The following is a 16,788-nucleotide window of genomic DNA, read 5'->3' on the forward strand; positions in this document are numbered from 1 at the left end:
GTTGACTTCGGTGTGGTTCCCCCGGTTGTTGAGCCACCCAAGGTTGTTTCTGTGGGTGATACCCTTTGGATTGACACCAACGAAAACGGTCAACAGGATGCTGGCGAAACCGGCTTCAGTGGCGCTACCGTTACTTTACTGGATAAATCGGGCAACCCCGTCAATGACCTTGACGGCAAACCGGTAGCCGCCGTGACCACAGCGGCAGACGGCCTGTACCTGTTTGAAAACTTGCCCGCAGGCGAATACCTGATCCGCGTCGATGCACCCGAAGGCTATGTAGCGACCCAAGGTGGCGCTGCGGTCGATGACGATACGTCCAATACCGACAGCAACTGCCAAGTGGTCGATGGCAAGACACAAACCAGTGCCTTCAACCTCACGACCGACAACCTCACAGTCGATTGCGGTTTCTACCTGCCGAAAGCCCCCACACACAGTATCGGCAATACTGTGTGGGTTGATGCCAATAATAACGGCTTGTTGGATGCAGAAGAGTCAAAAGTGGTTGATGGCGTGGTGATGGAATTGCTGGATAAGTCCGGCACTGTTATGGCCTACACCGAAACCAAAGACGGCTACTACCTGTTCAGCGGTTTAGCGGCTGGCGAATATAGTGTCTGTGTCGCACACGGCAACTTCGACGAAGGTCTGTTGAAAGGCTATACCGGTAGCCCAGTGATGGAGGCTGCGGGTGACAACCGGAACAGTGGTGACAGTGACACCCAAGATGGCCTGTGCTCCAACGTTATTGTGTTAGATGATAAACAGCCAACGGATGAAGCCCCAACCGCTAGTGGTACAACCGGTGATGATGGTATGGGAACCGATGATAACCGTTCCAACCTTGCGGTTGACTTCGGTGTGGTTCCACCAGAAGTTGAACCACCGAAAACGGTCTCTGTCGGTGACTTTATCTGGATTGATGCCAACGAAAACGGGCAGCAGGATGAAGGTGAAACTGGGCTGGCAGGTGCAACCGTCACCTTGTTAGATAAGTCCGGCAACCCTGTTAGCAACATCGACGGCGTTGCCGTAGCACCGGTGACTACGGGAGTGGATGGTAAATATACCTTCATCAACTTGCCAGAAGGTGAGTACCAGATTCGTGTGGAAACACCCGAAGGTTATCTGCCAACGCAAGGTGTAACGGATGCACTGGCCTCCAACACCGACAGTAACTGCCAAGTGATGGATGGCAAGCTGCAAACCAGCCTCTTCAGTCTCACCGCTGACACCACAGCCGTTGATTGTGGTTTCTACCAGCCGAAAGCACCGACTCATAGCCTGGGTAACATGGTGTGGATCGACAATGGTGAGGGCGATAATGCCAATAACGGTCTCTTTGATACGGGCGAAACCTTACCGGGCAACGTGGTGATGGAACTGCGTGACAGCACGGATGCATTGGTCAATACCACACAAACAGCAGGCGGTTATTACTTGTTCAGTGGCTTGGCTGCTGGTGAGTACAAAGTCTGTGTGGCTGGCAGCAACTTCAATGCAGGTGCCGCACTGGAGGGTTACACCGCCAGCATCACAGGGAAAGAACTTAACGCTAACTTGAATGGTGATAGTAACGACAATGGCGATAGCACCGCTTCGGATGGCTTGTGTTCTAACCTGATTGTATTGGATGGCGAGGAGCCAACCGGCGAGCAGCCAACGGCTAGTGGTATTGCCGGTGATGACGGCATGGGGACGGAAGATAACCGTTCCAACCTCACGGTTGACTTTGCGGTCGTACCGGTTGAGCCAGTCGATCCGGGTACACCTGTCTCTGTGGGCAACCAAATCTGGATTGACAGCAATGCCAATGGTCAGCGTGAAGAGGGTGAGAGCTTCCTAGAAAATGCAGTGGTGACACTTACTGACGCTTCCGGTCGTTCGGTGATGGATTTGGATGGCAATAGCGTTGCGCCGCATACTACGGGTGCTGATGGTCTCTACCTGTTCGAGAACTTGCCGGAAGGTGAGTATATCGTGACGGTCGAACCGCCAGAAGGGTTCTTCCCAACCATTGGCGGGATTGATGTGGATGATGATGCCAGTGACATTGACAGCAACTGTCGTGTCAACCCGATCAATAATACAGTCGAAACCCATCCATTCACATTGGCAGCAGGCTCAGAACCGGATGCGGACGGTGACGATACCAATGGCAATATGACTGTTGACTGTGGGTTCTACGGTTCAGTGTCTTTGGGTGACAGGGTATGGTTAGATGGCAATGCCAATGGTCAGCAAGATAATGCTGAGACGGGTATCAATGGCGTAAGCGTCAGCTTGATGGAAGAAGATGGCATTACGCCAGCAACTGATATCAGTGGTAAGCCAGTGGCGGCTGTGATGACTGATGAAAATGGTAACTACCTGTTCCCTAACCTAAAACCGGGTAATTACATCGTTGTCGTGAATCCGGGTACGGATTCTGGCTACAGCCTCACCAAAGGTGGTGCTGACCCCGATACGGATCCATCCAATACGGATAGTAACTGTAAAGTTGCCGCAGGTCAGTTCCAGACACCAGCAGTGACGTTGACACCGGGTAAAGAACCCAATGACAACGGTTTCAGTGATTTGACAGTTGACTGCGGCATGTTGCGCCCTGTGAATCTCGGTAGCCGCTTGTGGCTGGATTTGGATGGCGATGGTAAGCAGGATGGTGGTGAACCGGGTATTCCGGGCGCAACTGTCACCTTGCTGACAGTGGATGGGAAACCTGTTACCGATATTTTCGGTGATGTACTGAAACCGCAGACAACCGATAGCGACGGTAAGTACTTCTTTGGCAACTTGCGCGAAGGTGATTACGTGGTGAAGGTTGTTCCGCCTGCTGGCTACTTGCCAACGGTCGGTGGTGAAGACCCGAACGACGATGACGCAACCGATAGCAACGGTGTGCTGAACGCGGATGGCAGCATCATCAGCAAGCCAATCAACCTCAAATGGGGTGATGAGCCAGAAGATGGTGGTGCAACTAACACCACGGTTGGTTTCGGTTTAGTAGCTAATCTGCATGTACCGACGTTGAGTCAGTGGGGTATGGCTATTATGAGCATGTTGCTGGCAACAGCTGCATTCTTCCGCCGCCGTCGGGAAGACTAAGCATCAGGGCTTTCTCTGAACGGGTTTTAACTTCGCTCACTCAACGGACTTAAGAAAAGCCAGCCCAGTGCTGGCTTTTCTTGGTCTGTTATTTGTTGCCGTTTATCTTGCAAAGTCAGGTGTTTTTTTTGTTAATCAGTAAAGTGTTCGTTACTTGGTGCACATTTTGCCAAGTATTAAACTATACAGATAGGAGATCATGTTATGACAATCGGATTGTTAAGTAATTTATTTGGTAGTGCTTATAAAACACCTTCTGCTAATTCAGGTTGCGGTTGTTCTGGTAATACAGGCGGGAGTTCGGGTGGCAGCAAGTCATTTGGTGGTGGTTTGTTAGACTTAAAGGGTGGCCTATTAGGTGCTAAATCCAATCTGATTAACAACTTGCTCGGTGGTATTGGTGGTGGCTCTACTGGGGTGGGGCAGGGTAGTTCCAATTGCGGTAACTATGGTGGTCAAGGTGGCTCTTCCTGTGGCGGCTATGGTGGTAGTGCCGGTTCTTCATCTTCCAATGGTTTGGGTTCTGCTGTGGGTGGTCTGGCTTCTGGCGTTCACCAATTTGCTGAAAAAGCAATTTCTGCCACGGGTTTAGGTGGGGCATTTGCACCGATTGATGACGCAATTATTCACCCGCTGCTTTGGGATCCAATTTCCAAGGCTACCGGTGTTGACGTAAGCAAGCATCCAGAAGGTATTAAAGATGTATCCAATCCTTTGGGTGTTGAGCGCAAATAAATAGCAGTTAATCTGTGGCAAATATGAAGGCCAGCTGCGTGTTGGCCTTTTTTTGTGGATGATGCATAGCAAAAAAGTGTAGTATGTCCCCCTTTTCCAACGGCAGTTTTGGGGATTTATGGCAGGCAAAACGCTCTACGATAAGGTCTGGGATGCGCATGTGGTGCGGCAAGAAGCCGACGGCACGGCCTTACTTTACATCGACCGGCACTTGGTTCACGAAGTCACTTCACCGCAAGCTTTTGAAGGGCTGCGTCTGGCTAAGCGCCAACCTTGGCGCATCAATTCAATGGTGGCAGTACCCGATCATAACGTTCCCACCATTGGGCTGGAACACGGTATTACTGACCCAGTAGCGCGTCTGCAAGTCGAAACGTTGGATGCGAATTGCCGCACGTTTGGTATTACTGAATTCAACATTGGCGACATCCGCCAGGGTATCGTCCACGTCATTGGTCCTGAGCAAGGCGCAACCTTGCCCGGCATGACTGTAGTTTGCGGCGATTCGCACACTTCCACCCACGGCGCATTCGGCGCACTCGCGCACGGCATCGGCACATCGGAAGTCGAACACGTCATGGCAACCCAATGCCTGATCCAGAAAAAAATGAAAAATATGCTGATCAGCGTGGATGGCAAAGTCGGTGCGGGCGTGACGGCCAAAGACATCGTGCTGACCATCATCGGTGAAATTGGTACAGCGGGTGGCACAGGTTACGCCATCGAATTCGGCGGCGAAGCGATTCGCGAGTTGTCGATGGAAGGACGCATGACGGTGTGCAATATGGCAATCGAAGGTGGCGCACGAGCTGGCATGATTGCTGTCGATGACACCACTATCAACTACGTCAAAGGCCGCCCTTACGCACCTAAAGCGGAAGATTGGGAAGCAGCCGTTGCAGCATGGCAAGATCTACATTCTGATGCGGACGCAGTATTTGATCGCGTGATTCATCTGGATGCTGCCAGCATCCAACCGCAAGTGACGTGGGGAACATCCCCCGAGATGGTGCTGCCTGTCGATGGCAAAACGCCAGACCCTGCGAACGAAACTGATCCGGTCAAAGCCAGCGGTATCCGCGCCGCACTCAAATACATGGGCTTGGAAGCGAATATGCCGATTACTGACGTGCAAATCGACAAAGTATTCATTGGCTCATGCACCAATTCGCGCATTGAAGATTTACGTGCCGCCGCTGAAGTCGCTAAAGGCCGCAAAGTCGCCGCGAATGTAAAGCTGGCAATGGTTGTTCCCGGCTCTGGCTTGGTCAAACAGCAGGCGGAAAGCGAAGGCTTGGACAAAATTTTCATCGAAGCCGGTTTTGAATGGCGTGCGCCGGGCTGTTCCATGTGCCTTGCGATGAATGCCGATCGCCTCGAACCGGGCGAACGCTGCGCTTCCACCTCCAACCGCAATTTTGAAGGGCGGCAAGGGCAGGGCGGACGTACCCATCTGGTCAGCCCCGCAATGGCAGCGGCGGCGGCAGTGACAGGTCATTTCGCGGATGTGAGGACGCTCTAATGGAAAAATTTACTGTACACACTGGCTTGGTTATCCCGTTGGATCGTTCCAACGTCGATACCGATGCGATTATTCCCAAGCAATATTTGAAATCCATCCAGCGCACTGGCTTTGGCCCCACGCTGTTTGACGACTGGCGTTACCTTGAGCCGGGCGAACCGGGCATGGATCACAGCAAACGCACCCCAAATCCCGATTTTGTGCTGAATGCGCCGCGTTATGCGGGTGCTTCCGTGCTGTTGGCGCGTGAAAACTTCGGCTGTGGTTCGTCGCGGGAACACGCGGTATGGGCGTTGACCGATTACGGCATTCGGGCGGTGATTGCGCCGAGTTACGCGGATATTTTCTTCAACAACAGCTTCAAGAATGGCTTGTTGCCGTTGACCTTGCCTGCTGAAGTGATTGATCAGTTATTCGTTGAGGCGCAAGCCACCGAAGGCTATCAGCTCACTGTGAACCTGGAAGCGCAGCAAGTGGTCACGCCAAGCGGTGCAGCGTTTGCGTTTAGCATTGACGAGTTCCGCAAATATTGCCTGCTGAACGGGTTGGATGATATTGGGCTGACCTTACAACATGCCGATGATATTCGGGCGTATGAAGCGAAGCGTAAGCAAACAGCACCTTGGTTATTTTAAGATTTGATTTGGGTTAGATGGTTATGACACACAAAATTTTAGTATTGCCCGGTGATGGAATTGGCCCGGAAATCGTGGCAGAAGCGGTTAAAGTCCTCAACGTTTTTACCGCTGAAGGCAATCTGTCGGTAGAGCTGGAATACGCCAATATCGGCGGCATCGCTTATGATAAAGAAGGGCAACCGTATCCCGACTCCACCCGTGCCTTGGCGCAAAAAGCCGATGCGATTTTGCTCGGTGCAGTCGGTGGCCCCCAATACGATGCGCTGGATCGCCCGTTGCGCCCAGAACGTGGTTTGCTGGCAATTCGTGCTGACTTAGGTTTGTTTGCCAACCTGCGCCCTGCAATTCTGTACGAAGAACTCGCGTCCGCGTCCACCCTGAAACCCGAAGTGGTGGCAGGGCTGGACATTATGATTGTGCGCGAATTGACCGGCGGTATCTACTTCGGTCAACCGCGTGGTATCCGTGTGCTGGAAAACGGTGAACGCCAAGGCTTTAACTCTGCCACTTACACCGAATCCGAAATCGAACGCATTGCCCGCGTCGGCTTTGAAACTGCGATGAAGCGCAACAAACGCCTGTGTTCCGTCGACAAAGCCAACGTGCTGGAAGTGTGCGAATTGTGGCGCGAAATCGTCGAAAAGGTTGGCAAGGAATATCCTGAAGTTGAACTCAGCCACATGTACGTCGATAACGCGGCGATGCAATTGGTACGTGCGCCCAAGCAGTTTGACGTGATTGTAACCAGCAACCTGTTCGGCGACGTGCTGTCGGATGCGGCAGCCATGCTGACCGGCTCTATCGGCATGTTGCCGTCTGCCTCTTTGAATTCTTCTGCGTGCGGCTTGTACGAACCGATCCACGGTTCTGCGCCTGACATCGCAGGCAAAGGCATTGCCAATCCGTTGGCAACCATTCTGTCCGTGGCAATGTTGCTGCGTTACAGCCTCAATCGTCCAGAACTGGCTGAGCGCATTGAGCGTGCAGTAAAAACAGTGCTGGCATCAGGCGTGCGCACTGGCGACATTTATACCGACGGCGACCGCAAGGTGGGTACGGCAGAAATGGGCGATGCGGTTGTGGCGGCTTTACAAGGGTAATCATGGCTAAAACTTATAATGTAGTGGTCGTTGGTGCAGGCAGTCTGGTAGGCGAAGCCATACTGGACTTGCTGGCAAAGCGTAAATTTCCAATTGGCAAAATATACGCGCTGGAATTTGCAACCGATGGCGAACAATACGTCGATTTCGGCAATAAAACGTTGGATATTGAATCGGTCGAAGATTTCGACTTTTCCAGCGTGCAATTAGCTTTATTTGCCAGCACTGAAACGGTAGCGGCGGATTATGTGCCAAAAGCAGTTGCCGCTGGTTGCCTTGTTATTGATGACAGCGCCTGTTTTCGCTTTGATACGGATGTACCGTTAGTCGTACCAGAGGTGAATCCAGCCGCGATTACGGGGTATAAACAACGCGGGATTATTGCGAATCCTGGCAGTATGGTAAGCCAAATGTTAGTGGCGTTAAAACCTTTGCATGATGCTGCTGAAATTACACGCATTAATGTGGCGACGTATCAGGCTGTTTCCGGCACGGGGCGTGCGGGTATCAATGAGTTGGCGCATCAAACGGCGCAATTGCTCAATGCACGACCTGTCGAACCAGAACTGTATGCTAAACAAATTGCTTTCAATCTTTTCCCACATATTGGCGCGTTTCAGGATAACGGCTATACCTGGGAAGAAATGAAAATGGTAAAAGAAACCCGTAAAATCATGGATTTACCTGAACTTGGGGTGAATCCAACCGCAGTACGTGTGCCCGTATTTTTTGGTCATGCGGCAGCTTTACATATTGAGACACAGCGCAAGCTGACGGCGACTGAAGCGACCGAATGTTTACGCAAATCGGCAGGTGTGGAAGTCTTAGATGAGCGTGAAGACGGTGGATATCCAACCCCTGTGACCGAGGCAGTTAATAGCGATACGGTTTATGTTAGCCGTATCCGTGAAGATATTTCTTGTGCATCTGGTTTAGATTTATGGGTGGTTGCTGATAATGTCCGTAAAGGTGCTGCACTAAACAGCGTGCAGATTGCGGAGATATTAGTGCGTGATTATCTGTAGGTGTGGTTAAGCGGGAATTAATTCACTATTGCCCACAATGGCTTACAGATACGGTTGGTGTTAGCATCTTCCTAAAGGCTTGTATCGGGGCAACATTGCTGAGCATAATGTACTAATATAAAGTTCCAGCGTTAAGAAACAACAACCAGAATCGCTATTCATCAAAATAATAAGGGCTAATAAAGGTTATGAAGGTGATGAATCAGGGATGCCACAATCTTACACAGATAAAGAATCAATTGAAGGGGAATTGCAGTGAATAAACAAGCCTTGAGCTTAGCTATATTCATCGCCGGAGCTTATCCTGCGGCCTCTAGTGCCTTGGGGCTTGGGGATATTGAGTCCAACTCTCACTTAAACCAGCCATTGCGTGCAAAAATTGACTTGCTGTCTGCTGCCCCGGCAGATGCCAGCCAGATTCAGGTACGTTTAGCGCCGCCAGAGGTATTCAACCGAGTCGGGGTAGCACGTCCTGAGTTTCTCGGTAATTTGCGCTTTACGCCAACGGTTCAAGGTGGCAAACCTGTGATTTTGGTGTCATCCGATACGCCGATTCAAGAACCATTTGTTAATTTCCTGCTTGAAGTGAGCTGGCCTCAGGGACAATTGCTAAAAGAATATACTGTGATGCTGGATCCGCCTGTACTGATGCAGCCGGGTAATACGGTTGCAGGGGAAGCCGCAGTACGAGCGGAGCCTAAAGCTACTGGTAATGTACGTCGCCCAGCACGTGAGCCATCTGCTACGTCAGCAGCACAACAACCTGCTGCGGCTTCTCGGAACCGTACTTATCGCGTCAAATCAGGTGATACGCTGTTCCGTGTGGCTTCGCGTCTTCAGCGTTCAGGTGTCAGTAATGACCAAATGATGATGGCTTTATTCCGGGCAAATCCGGGGGCTTTCATTGATAAAAACATCAACAACCTCCGTGCTGGTGCGCTGATGAAAGCGCCAAGTGGTAGCGAAATCAGTGCAGTGCCGCAAGCAGAGGCACGTCGCCAAATTCGTCAGCAAAATGCTGAGTGGCGCGAACTAAGAAAATCCCTAGCAGGTAATACCGTACCTCAACAAGGTCAAAGCACCAATCAAGCGAAGACGAAGCAAGTAACTCAAGCAAACGCAACACCAGCGAAAGCAGCTAACAATGCGACAGACAAAGCACGTCTTGAGGTATTAGGTGCTAAAACAGGTGAAGGCACTGCTACTAATGCCGCAGTCGCTGCGGGTACTGCCAAATTAGCAGAAATCGAGAAGCAACTGGCGTTAGCAAATGAATCCTTGGCGGCGCGGCAAAATGAAAACAATGAACTAAAGTCACGTGTAACCGATCTTGAGTCGATGCTGAACAAGAAAAATCGTTTGCTGGAGTTGCGTGATAGCCAGCTTGCCGATTTGCAAAAACAACTGGCTGCTAATGGTATTAAAGTTCCGTCTACGGCTGATACAGCCGATGCTCAGGGCGCAGGCACGCAGCCTGTCGCAGTGACGCCAGAGCAGGGTAAAGACATTCAAATGCAAATGGCAAATGTCAACGGTCAAGATAACAATACCATTTTGCGGACAGAGCAGCCGACACAACCAGCACCTGTGTTGCCTACTGAGACAGTAACTAAGACTAATACCGCTTTAGGCCAGAATACGAGTGCGGTAGCCACGCCAGCAGATACGGCAACAAGTAATACCAGTGCAGTGCCGTTAAAGCCTGCAATTGTACCTGTTACACCGGCAGCAGATGCACAAAAAGCAGTTAAGCCAAGCCCGGTCTTTGCCGACCAAACAGGTGGTAGTGACGATCTGTTGGGGTTATTAACGTCACCGTTAGCATTGAAAATTGGGGCGGGTTCTCTGGCATTGCTCTTATTGCTGTGGTTATTGGGACGCCGCCGCAAACCAGATGGTACGGCATCCGGTCAAGCGCAAAGCCGGGTGGCTAATTTGGATGATGATCTGGATGTTCCAGTGGTCGATGAACCATTTGATATGAATGCCTTGGAACGGGAGTTGGAAAAAGCCGACAAAGGCAACACCTACGGGGTACTAACGGCATCTGCAAAGGCCGAGGAAGATCCTTTTGGGATTGGTGGAATAGGGGCTGAGCCATCCTCTGAAGCTAATGAAGATGATTGTTTAACAGAAGCCAATGTGTATATCGCTTATGGCCTGTATCAACAGGCAGAAACCGAGCTGAAAAAATGCATTGAGCGTTATCCTGATAAGCCAGAGTATCGTCACAAGTTAATGGAGTGTTACTTCGTTGCTAATAACCGCGATGCATTTGACAGCCAGGCGCAACAATTCGCTGCGATGCCCGTTAAAGGTAAAGAGGCTTTATGGCAGTCTGTTGTGGAATGGGGACGCAAAATTAGCCCAGATAACCGTCTCTATCAAGGTGATATGAGTCAAACTGCTGCGACACCTTCTGTTGCGGCTACCGTAGCCGCAGCTTTGGGTGGCGTTGCTGCTGCAACGGCTGGTGCGGCTCTGGCTTCATCCCGCGATTCAGATGATGCTATTCCAGTGGCTTCTGCTGCTTCAGCTACGCCTAATACTGAACCAGAAGATTTTAATGATCTGGATCTGGGAGATTTGGATTTCGATGACATTGATCTTGATAAGCTATTGCAGGAAGAAGATGTTGCCGACATAGAACCGCATCAGCCGCTGCCCGCAGCACAAATGCCTGATTTACCTGATCTGACAGTAATGGTTGCGGATAAAGCAAAAGATGAAACGCTGACAGGGGATGAAGCATTTGAGTTAGGTGAGTTGGATGATGACCTAGATTTGGATTTCGATCTGGAAGATTTGGAGGGGGCGACCAAACCGCAGCCACAGTCGCAACCAGACATTGTAGCCGTTTCCCATGACCAGTACGATGCAGTTGACACTGATGATCTATTGGACTTTGATCTCACAGATTTGGGTGACAATGCAACGGTTGTAGCGAATCCGCCTGTTGCGGCGGTTGAGCCTGAAATGACTGTGGCTTCCAGTGCGACACATTTGAACTTGCATCTGGATAATGAAACCGGAATCAAGCGCATTTTGCCCAAGGATACCTTCTACGCGCCGATCAGTGATGAAGATAAGGATTGGTTAGGTGATATTGATGATGCCTTGTCATTCCTCGACTTCCCCGATGAGGAAATTGATTTGCACGAAGCGCATATCAGCACTAAATTGGATTTGGCGCGGGCTTATCTGGATATGGGCGACATCGAAGGTGCTCGCAGTACCTTAGAAGAGGTCATGGTCGAGGGCAACGACGATCAACGTTGCGAAGCAGAAATGCTGCTCCACCAGACAGGTTGAGGAATCCTCATTTTCACGCTATAAAGGCCGGTTAACCCGGCCTTTTGTGTTTTTACTGCCCCTGAGATAAGTGTCATGAAATTTGCAGCGTGTATCGAATACGACGGAAGCCCTTTTTTCGGTTGGCAGCGCTTGAGTCACGGGCCAACGGTGCAGGGTTATGTCGAACAGGCGCTGTCTACCGTAGCGGCTGAACCGATTGCGGTGGTTTGTGCCGGGCGCACCGATTCAGGGGTACACGGTATTGGGCAAGTCATTCACTTTGAAACCCATGCACAGCGCCCATTACGTGGTTGGTTGTTTGGCTCGAATGCACATTTGCCGGATGGGGTGGCAATGCGTTGGATTCAGCCGGTCGTAGATGACTTTCATGCGCGATTTTCGGCACGGGCGCGGCGTTACCGTTACATTATCCTCAATCGTCAAGCACGTCCGGCATTGTTGCAACGACGGGTTTGTTGGCAACACGGGGTGTTAGATGCGGCAGCAATGCATGAAGCAGCGCAAGTCTTGCTTGGTGAGCAGGATTTTTCCAGTTTTCGGGCAGCGGGTTGTCAAGCACGTCATGCAGTACGTGAGATGCTGGAAGTGACAGTAAGCCGTGAAGGTGAGTTCATTTATTTGGATTTGGTGGCTAATGCTTTCTTGCATCACATGGTGCGCAATATCACCGGTTCGTTGTTGATGGTGGGAGCCGGTGAACGCCCGGTAGATTGGATAGGCGACTTATTGGAACAGCGTGATCGTACACAAGCAGGCATGACGGCTCCTGCATCTGGTTTGTATTTTGTGCACGTTGATTATCCAGAACACTTTGGTTTATCAGCAGAATACACGCTACCTCATTTTATCTTCTGAACATTTTGGCTAATTAACAGATACTTTTATCAGCAGTTTTGCCGGGAGCAGGCTATACTTAACAGCTTGAGTGTTGCGAGGTGACAAGGAGTGTCATTCATGAAAATTAATCATCAACTGACTCCGCCCGCTAAAGGGTATTTTATGTCGCATGTGTGCCAGCCAAGCCATCGAAACTTAGGGATGCGCCTATTGGCGTTTGCCTTTGATTTACTGATGATCAGCTTACTATTGATGTTAGTGTTGTCGTTTGTATTTGGACAAACATGGCTGCTTTATCACGCTTCTTACGAAAATAGCACTTTGCATGGTGTGTTTGTAGCTATACCGCTAGTGTATTTCATCGGGTTCTGGAGTTTATTGGGAGCAACCCCCGGTAAGTTATTGTTGTGGCCTTGGTTGGTGCAATAACCCGTCAATTTGATGCTAAGCGGTATTTCCCGTGTCTGCTTTGCTGTAGTCTTATTGGCTGGATGAACCTGAAAAAGGATAAAGGCAATGCAAGTGCAATACGATGTCATTATTGCAGGCGGCGGCATGGTCGGTGCGACGCTGGCTTGTTTGTTAGGCCAATCGGGTAAGCGCGTTGCGGTGCTCGAAGCGCATCAACCCGCACTATTTTCCCCTGATGATCCCTATGATTTGCGCGTGTCGGCTATCAGCCGTGCGTCGCAGCGGGCGTTGCTTGCAGCGGGTGCATGGGAAGGGATTGTGGCGCGTCGTGCGTTTCCTTACGAGGCCATGCAGGTGTGGGATGCCACCGGTACGGGTGAAATTCGTTTTGATGCGGCGGATTTGGGTGAGCCAGACCTTGGACATATTGTTGAAAACCGGGTGATACAACTGGCGCTGCTGGATACCTTGCAAGCTCTGGATGGTGTTGATGTGTTTTGCCCCGATAAACTCGCCGAGGTGCTGGTTGATGCGCAGCAAGTCACCGCTACTTTGCACAGCGGGGAGGTTTTGCAAGCCAAACTGTTGGTAGGGGCGGATGGAGCACAATCCAAAGTCCGCCAACTGGCGGGTATTGGGATGGAAACACAAGATTACGGGCAAAAAGGGCTGGTTTGCGTGGTGCAAACAGAATTAGCGCACCAGTTCACGGCTTGGCAGCGCTTTATGCCGGGTGGCCCGTTAGCCTTTTTACCACTCGCCGATGGCTTCTGTTCGATTGTTTGGACATTGCCTGCTGATCGTGCAGATGCCATGTTGCGTTTGTCGGATGGCGATTTCTGCCGCGAACTGGCGCAAGCCTTGGATTTTCGTTTAGGCGACGTTACTGCTGTGGGGGAACGGGCGGCGTTTTCACTGCGTGGTCGTCATGCTGAGCCTTATATTCAGGAACGTGTAGCGTTGGCGGGCGATGCGGCACACACCATTCACCCCTTGGCAGGGCAGGGTGTGAATCTGGGCATTAAAGATGCGGTGGAATTAGCCCAGCAAATCTGCCAAGCGCAGGGCGATGTGGGCAGCGTGAAAGTGTTACGTGCTTACGAACGGGCGCGGCGCGGCGATAATGTGCTGACACAAAAGGCGATGGAAGGTTTCCGTTTGTTATTTGGTAATACCTTGACACCCTGGAAAATCCTGCGCAATTCGGGGTTATCTATCGTCAATCAAATGAGCTTTCTAAAATACGAAATCGCGAAACGAGCGATGGGCATTTGAATAAGAGTAGGAGGATGAGATGAGTTTGGTAAAACGTTTTACAGGTGCGGTAGCATTTTCGTTGGTAGCAGCCTTTAGCACATTGCAAGCGGAAGAAGTGACGATTAAGCAAGGCGACATTACCTTGCGTGGTGAATTGACGTTGGCAGATGGAAAAACGGCTAAAGATGGCGTTATCCTGATGCAGCATGGCACGTTGGCACACAACAAGATGGAAATCATGCAATCCTTGAGCGAGTTGCTGAAGGAAAAGGGTTATAACACGCTCAATGTTAACCTGAGCTATGCCGTCGACCAGCGCCCTTCCGAGATGTTGGATTGCACTATTGAGCACAAGCATAAGCATGAAGATGCAGTGGCGGAACTCGATACATGGATGAATTGGTTGAAAGAGCAAGGGGCTGGCAAAGTGGCGATCTTGGGGCATTCACGTGGCGGTAATCAGGTGACGTGGTATGCCGCAGAAAAAGATTCTGAATTGCTGGAAAAAGTTATAGCGATTGCCCCGGCAACGGCTGATGCGGATAAAAGCAGTAAAGAATACGAGGAACGTTACAAAAAGCCTTTGGCAGACATCATGGCGGAAGCTACCAAGCTGGCGAGCGAAGGTAAGGGGGCGGAGATAATGACATTACCCGGTTTCGTGTATTGCGAAAACGCTAAAGCCGCAGCGGATAGCGTAGTGTCTTATTACAAGGATGACGAGCGCAAGAATACACCTAGCCTATTACCCAAGATCACAAAGCCGACGCTGATTGTGATGGGGTCGGCAGATGAAGTGGTCGATGATTTGCCTGCCAAGCTCGAAGGCATCAAACAGGATAACCTGAAAACAGAAACGATCGACGGAGCCGATCATTTCTTCATGGATTTGAATGCCGATGAGTTGGCAGACAAAGTAGCAACGTTTGTGGATTGGAAGTGATTATTGGTGACTTTCCAGCATTCCTAAGCGGGTGAGGACTTTTTTGTAAGTGCTGAGCATTTCGGGCATCAGCACCCTTTGGATATAGTCCAACACCCATTTGCGGTCACGCGGGCCTAAGGCTTCGGCAATAAAGTTGCCGAACGCCAGCCCCATTGAAAAGCCGGGTTCTTGCCCGACTCTGCCCCAAGTGGTTTCCGCATAATCTTCCATACGCTGGTTGAGCTTATTGATGAAGGGGTTACGGTAATCGCCTGGCCCCCCGAAATCGCGGGCATTGTCTTGCACGTGGTCGGCGATTTTCAAAGCGAAAGTAGTGACAAGTGCAGCCCGATCATCGTCATTTAATACGTCATGAGAAATACGGTCGAGGACGTGAATCATGAATGCCATGATTTCTTCCATCACCATCACGCGTTGCATTTGGGTGTCTGTCTGGAAATTTTCGTTTTCGATTTCCAGCAGGGTTTGCATCCCGATTTTCCAGGTATTAAACGCTAGCACACTGACGGTATCTTCCAGCGAAACTTCACGTTCCTGCTTATTCCACTTGGTTTTCAGGCGTATACGCACGGGATTTCCTCTCTCAAAACTAAAACAGTGCAGCATTATAGTGGCAGGGGGTGCGGGAATGCGAATTGTGGGGTGAACCTTGGTATTATCAGGCAAAACCAACGAGGTAGGTTTATGCATACACAGCACCAAGACTTGATTCAAACAATCCAACGCAATTGCCACATTGCTGATGCCCGCCACGCGGGTGATTACACTTTATGTGTTTATTTATTGAAAATGCGCGAATTTTACCGCTGGGAACAAGGTATTCGTCTCAGTGAAGTTGTGACCAGCGATGATGTGGGTGAGTGGCTCACTCAACGCGAAGCCGTGTGGGACTCGTTGGACGATCAGGATTACGCACCCTTACCACTCAATGGTCGTGCTGAACACGATCCATTTGCAAATGAAGCCATCAATGCGGCTTTGAATGCGGTGGGCTTGGTCTACAGCGCTGGCTATGGTCGGCGTTGCCGTCCACTGTTTTTCTTGGCGGAATTGGAACAAGTGATTGAGCAAGACGATTACACCCTGTTGGTGGCTGGGCGTGAATTGGCACGGGATGTGGAAGCGCCACCTGCGATGAATCAAGGCAAACACGTTTTCATTCGCCGCGAATCCTTGCGCCGCATGTTATGGGAAAAAGTCGATGAATGGCGATGGAGCGGACTGGATAATCCGATGGGACGAGCGTTGGCATACTACGATGTTGATGCAGATGTCGAAGCGGCGTTAGATGCGATGGCTGCCGCTGAAATCCAAACCGTCATTGCCCACGAAATCGGTGAGGTGAAAGCGGGACAGGTGTTGGGTGATGCGGCATGGCAAACGATGTTGTTTGCGCTGCCGCCATCGCACGCTGACATTATGTTGCGGGCGGTGCGTGATTTACTGGCGGATTGTTTACATACCTTGCCGGAATTGCTGGCCCGGGGGAATGCGGCTTCCATCCATTTCTATTTCGGCAATTTATCAGCGATGCGCAAGAAACTCGCGCCGCAGTTGGTGGCGGCATACCAGCATTGGTATGAGACGGGCGATGCGGCGCAGATTGCGGCGTATGCGGAGTGGGGGCGCGAGCATTGGGCAACGGTTGGGCGCGAGGCGTTGGCGGTGTTTCAGGCTAAGGGTGTGGCGGCGTTGGCGGAGATTGAGGCGATGGTATCTTATGGATAAAACCTTCAATGACACTACGCTAGGTTCGTGCCCAGCAGCTTGTTTCGTGATGGTTTGATGTCATTAGGCAAAGCAACCCAATTTAGCGGATTAAGCATGAGCGCTTTCATCACGCATTTGGGGAGTCTTGGCATTGAAATTGCCCGACCTGATGAAACTACCGCAT

The 16,788-nt window shown here is 50.8% G+C and carries 13 protein-coding genes; 12 read left to right on the forward strand and 1 reads right to left on the reverse strand.

Translation table 11 applies throughout. The features are described 5' to 3' along the window. From BLV87_RS15545 to BLV87_RS15595, 11 genes are all read left to right on the forward strand, one after another. The coding region (locus BLV87_RS15545) for an IPTL-CTERM sorting domain-containing protein (protein WP_139282203.1) at positions 1 to 3,108 on the forward strand (3,108 nt) is incomplete at its 5' end. A 204-nt stretch (positions 3,109 to 3,312) separates the two neighbouring features. Then, entirely contained in the window at positions 3,313 to 3,843 is a 531-nt protein-coding gene (locus tag BLV87_RS15550; protein ID WP_093070136.1) for a hypothetical protein, read from the forward strand. Positions 3,844 to 3,961: 118 nt separating this feature from the next. Then, positions 3,962 to 5,365, forward strand: a complete 1,404-nt coding sequence (gene leuC / locus BLV87_RS15555; RefSeq protein WP_093070138.1) for a 3-isopropylmalate dehydratase large subunit — start codon at positions 3,962 to 3,964, stop codon at positions 5,363 to 5,365. Then, positions 5,365 to 6,000 carry a 3-isopropylmalate dehydratase small subunit gene (gene leuD / locus BLV87_RS15560; RefSeq protein WP_093070139.1) on the forward strand — a complete coding sequence of 212 codons (636 nt, stop codon included), beginning with the start codon at positions 5,365 to 5,367 and terminating at the stop codon, positions 5,998 to 6,000. The genes leuC and leuD overlap by 1 nt, the downstream gene beginning before the upstream one ends. Before the next feature lie 23 nt (positions 6,001 to 6,023). Further along, positions 6,024 to 7,103 carry a 3-isopropylmalate dehydrogenase gene (leuB, locus tag BLV87_RS15565; RefSeq protein ID WP_093070141.1) on the forward strand — a complete coding sequence of 360 codons (1,080 nt, stop codon included), beginning with the start codon at positions 6,024 to 6,026 and terminating at the stop codon, positions 7,101 to 7,103. 2 nt (positions 7,104 to 7,105) lie between these two features. Beyond that, on the forward strand, positions 7,106 to 8,128 hold the full coding sequence (locus BLV87_RS15570; protein ID WP_217630013.1) for an aspartate-semialdehyde dehydrogenase: 1,023 nt from the start codon (positions 7,106 to 7,108) through the stop codon (positions 8,126 to 8,128). Positions 8,129 to 8,383: 255 nt separating this feature from the next. Continuing rightward, positions 8,384 to 11,440, forward strand: a complete 3,057-nt coding sequence (locus tag BLV87_RS15575) for a motility hub landmark protein FimV (RefSeq protein WP_093070145.1) — start codon at positions 8,384 to 8,386, stop codon at positions 11,438 to 11,440. Between the two features lie 75 nt (positions 11,441 to 11,515). Then, a complete protein-coding gene (truA, locus tag BLV87_RS15580; protein ID WP_093070147.1) occupies positions 11,516 to 12,298 on the forward strand; it encodes a tRNA pseudouridine(38-40) synthase TruA in 783 nt (260 codons plus the stop codon). Positions 12,299 to 12,397: 99 nt separating this feature from the next. Next, complete coding sequence (locus tag BLV87_RS15585; protein ID WP_093070148.1) at positions 12,398 to 12,709, forward strand: RDD family protein; 312 nt, start codon at positions 12,398 to 12,400, stop codon at positions 12,707 to 12,709. 87 nt (positions 12,710 to 12,796) lie between these two features. Continuing rightward, positions 12,797 to 13,966: a UbiH/UbiF/VisC/COQ6 family ubiquinone biosynthesis hydroxylase gene (locus BLV87_RS15590; RefSeq protein WP_093070150.1), complete on the forward strand. Its 1,170-nt coding sequence runs from the start codon at positions 12,797 to 12,799 to the stop codon at positions 13,964 to 13,966. A gap of 19 nt (positions 13,967 to 13,985) precedes the next feature. After that, a complete protein-coding gene (locus BLV87_RS15595; RefSeq protein WP_093070151.1) occupies positions 13,986 to 14,891 on the forward strand; it encodes an alpha/beta hydrolase in 906 nt (301 codons plus the stop codon). Here the strand turns inward: BLV87_RS15595 and BLV87_RS15600 are convergent, their stop codons facing one another. Further along, a complete protein-coding gene (locus tag BLV87_RS15600) occupies positions 14,892 to 15,464 on the reverse strand; it encodes a hypothetical protein (RefSeq protein ID WP_093070153.1) in 573 nt (190 codons plus the stop codon). It abuts the gene before it with no gap. A gap of 114 nt (positions 15,465 to 15,578) precedes the next feature. On the opposite strand from BLV87_RS15600, the gene BLV87_RS15605 reads away from it, so the two are divergent. Next, complete coding sequence (locus tag BLV87_RS15605; protein ID WP_093070155.1) at positions 15,579 to 16,622, forward strand: Sfum_1244 family protein; 1,044 nt, start codon at positions 15,579 to 15,581, stop codon at positions 16,620 to 16,622. Positions 16,623 to 16,788: the final 166 nt, after the last annotated feature.

The organism is Thiothrix caldifontis, from assembly GCF_900107695.1.
GTDB classification, from domain to species: Bacteria; Pseudomonadota; Gammaproteobacteria; order Thiotrichales; family Thiotrichaceae; genus Thiothrix; species Thiothrix caldifontis.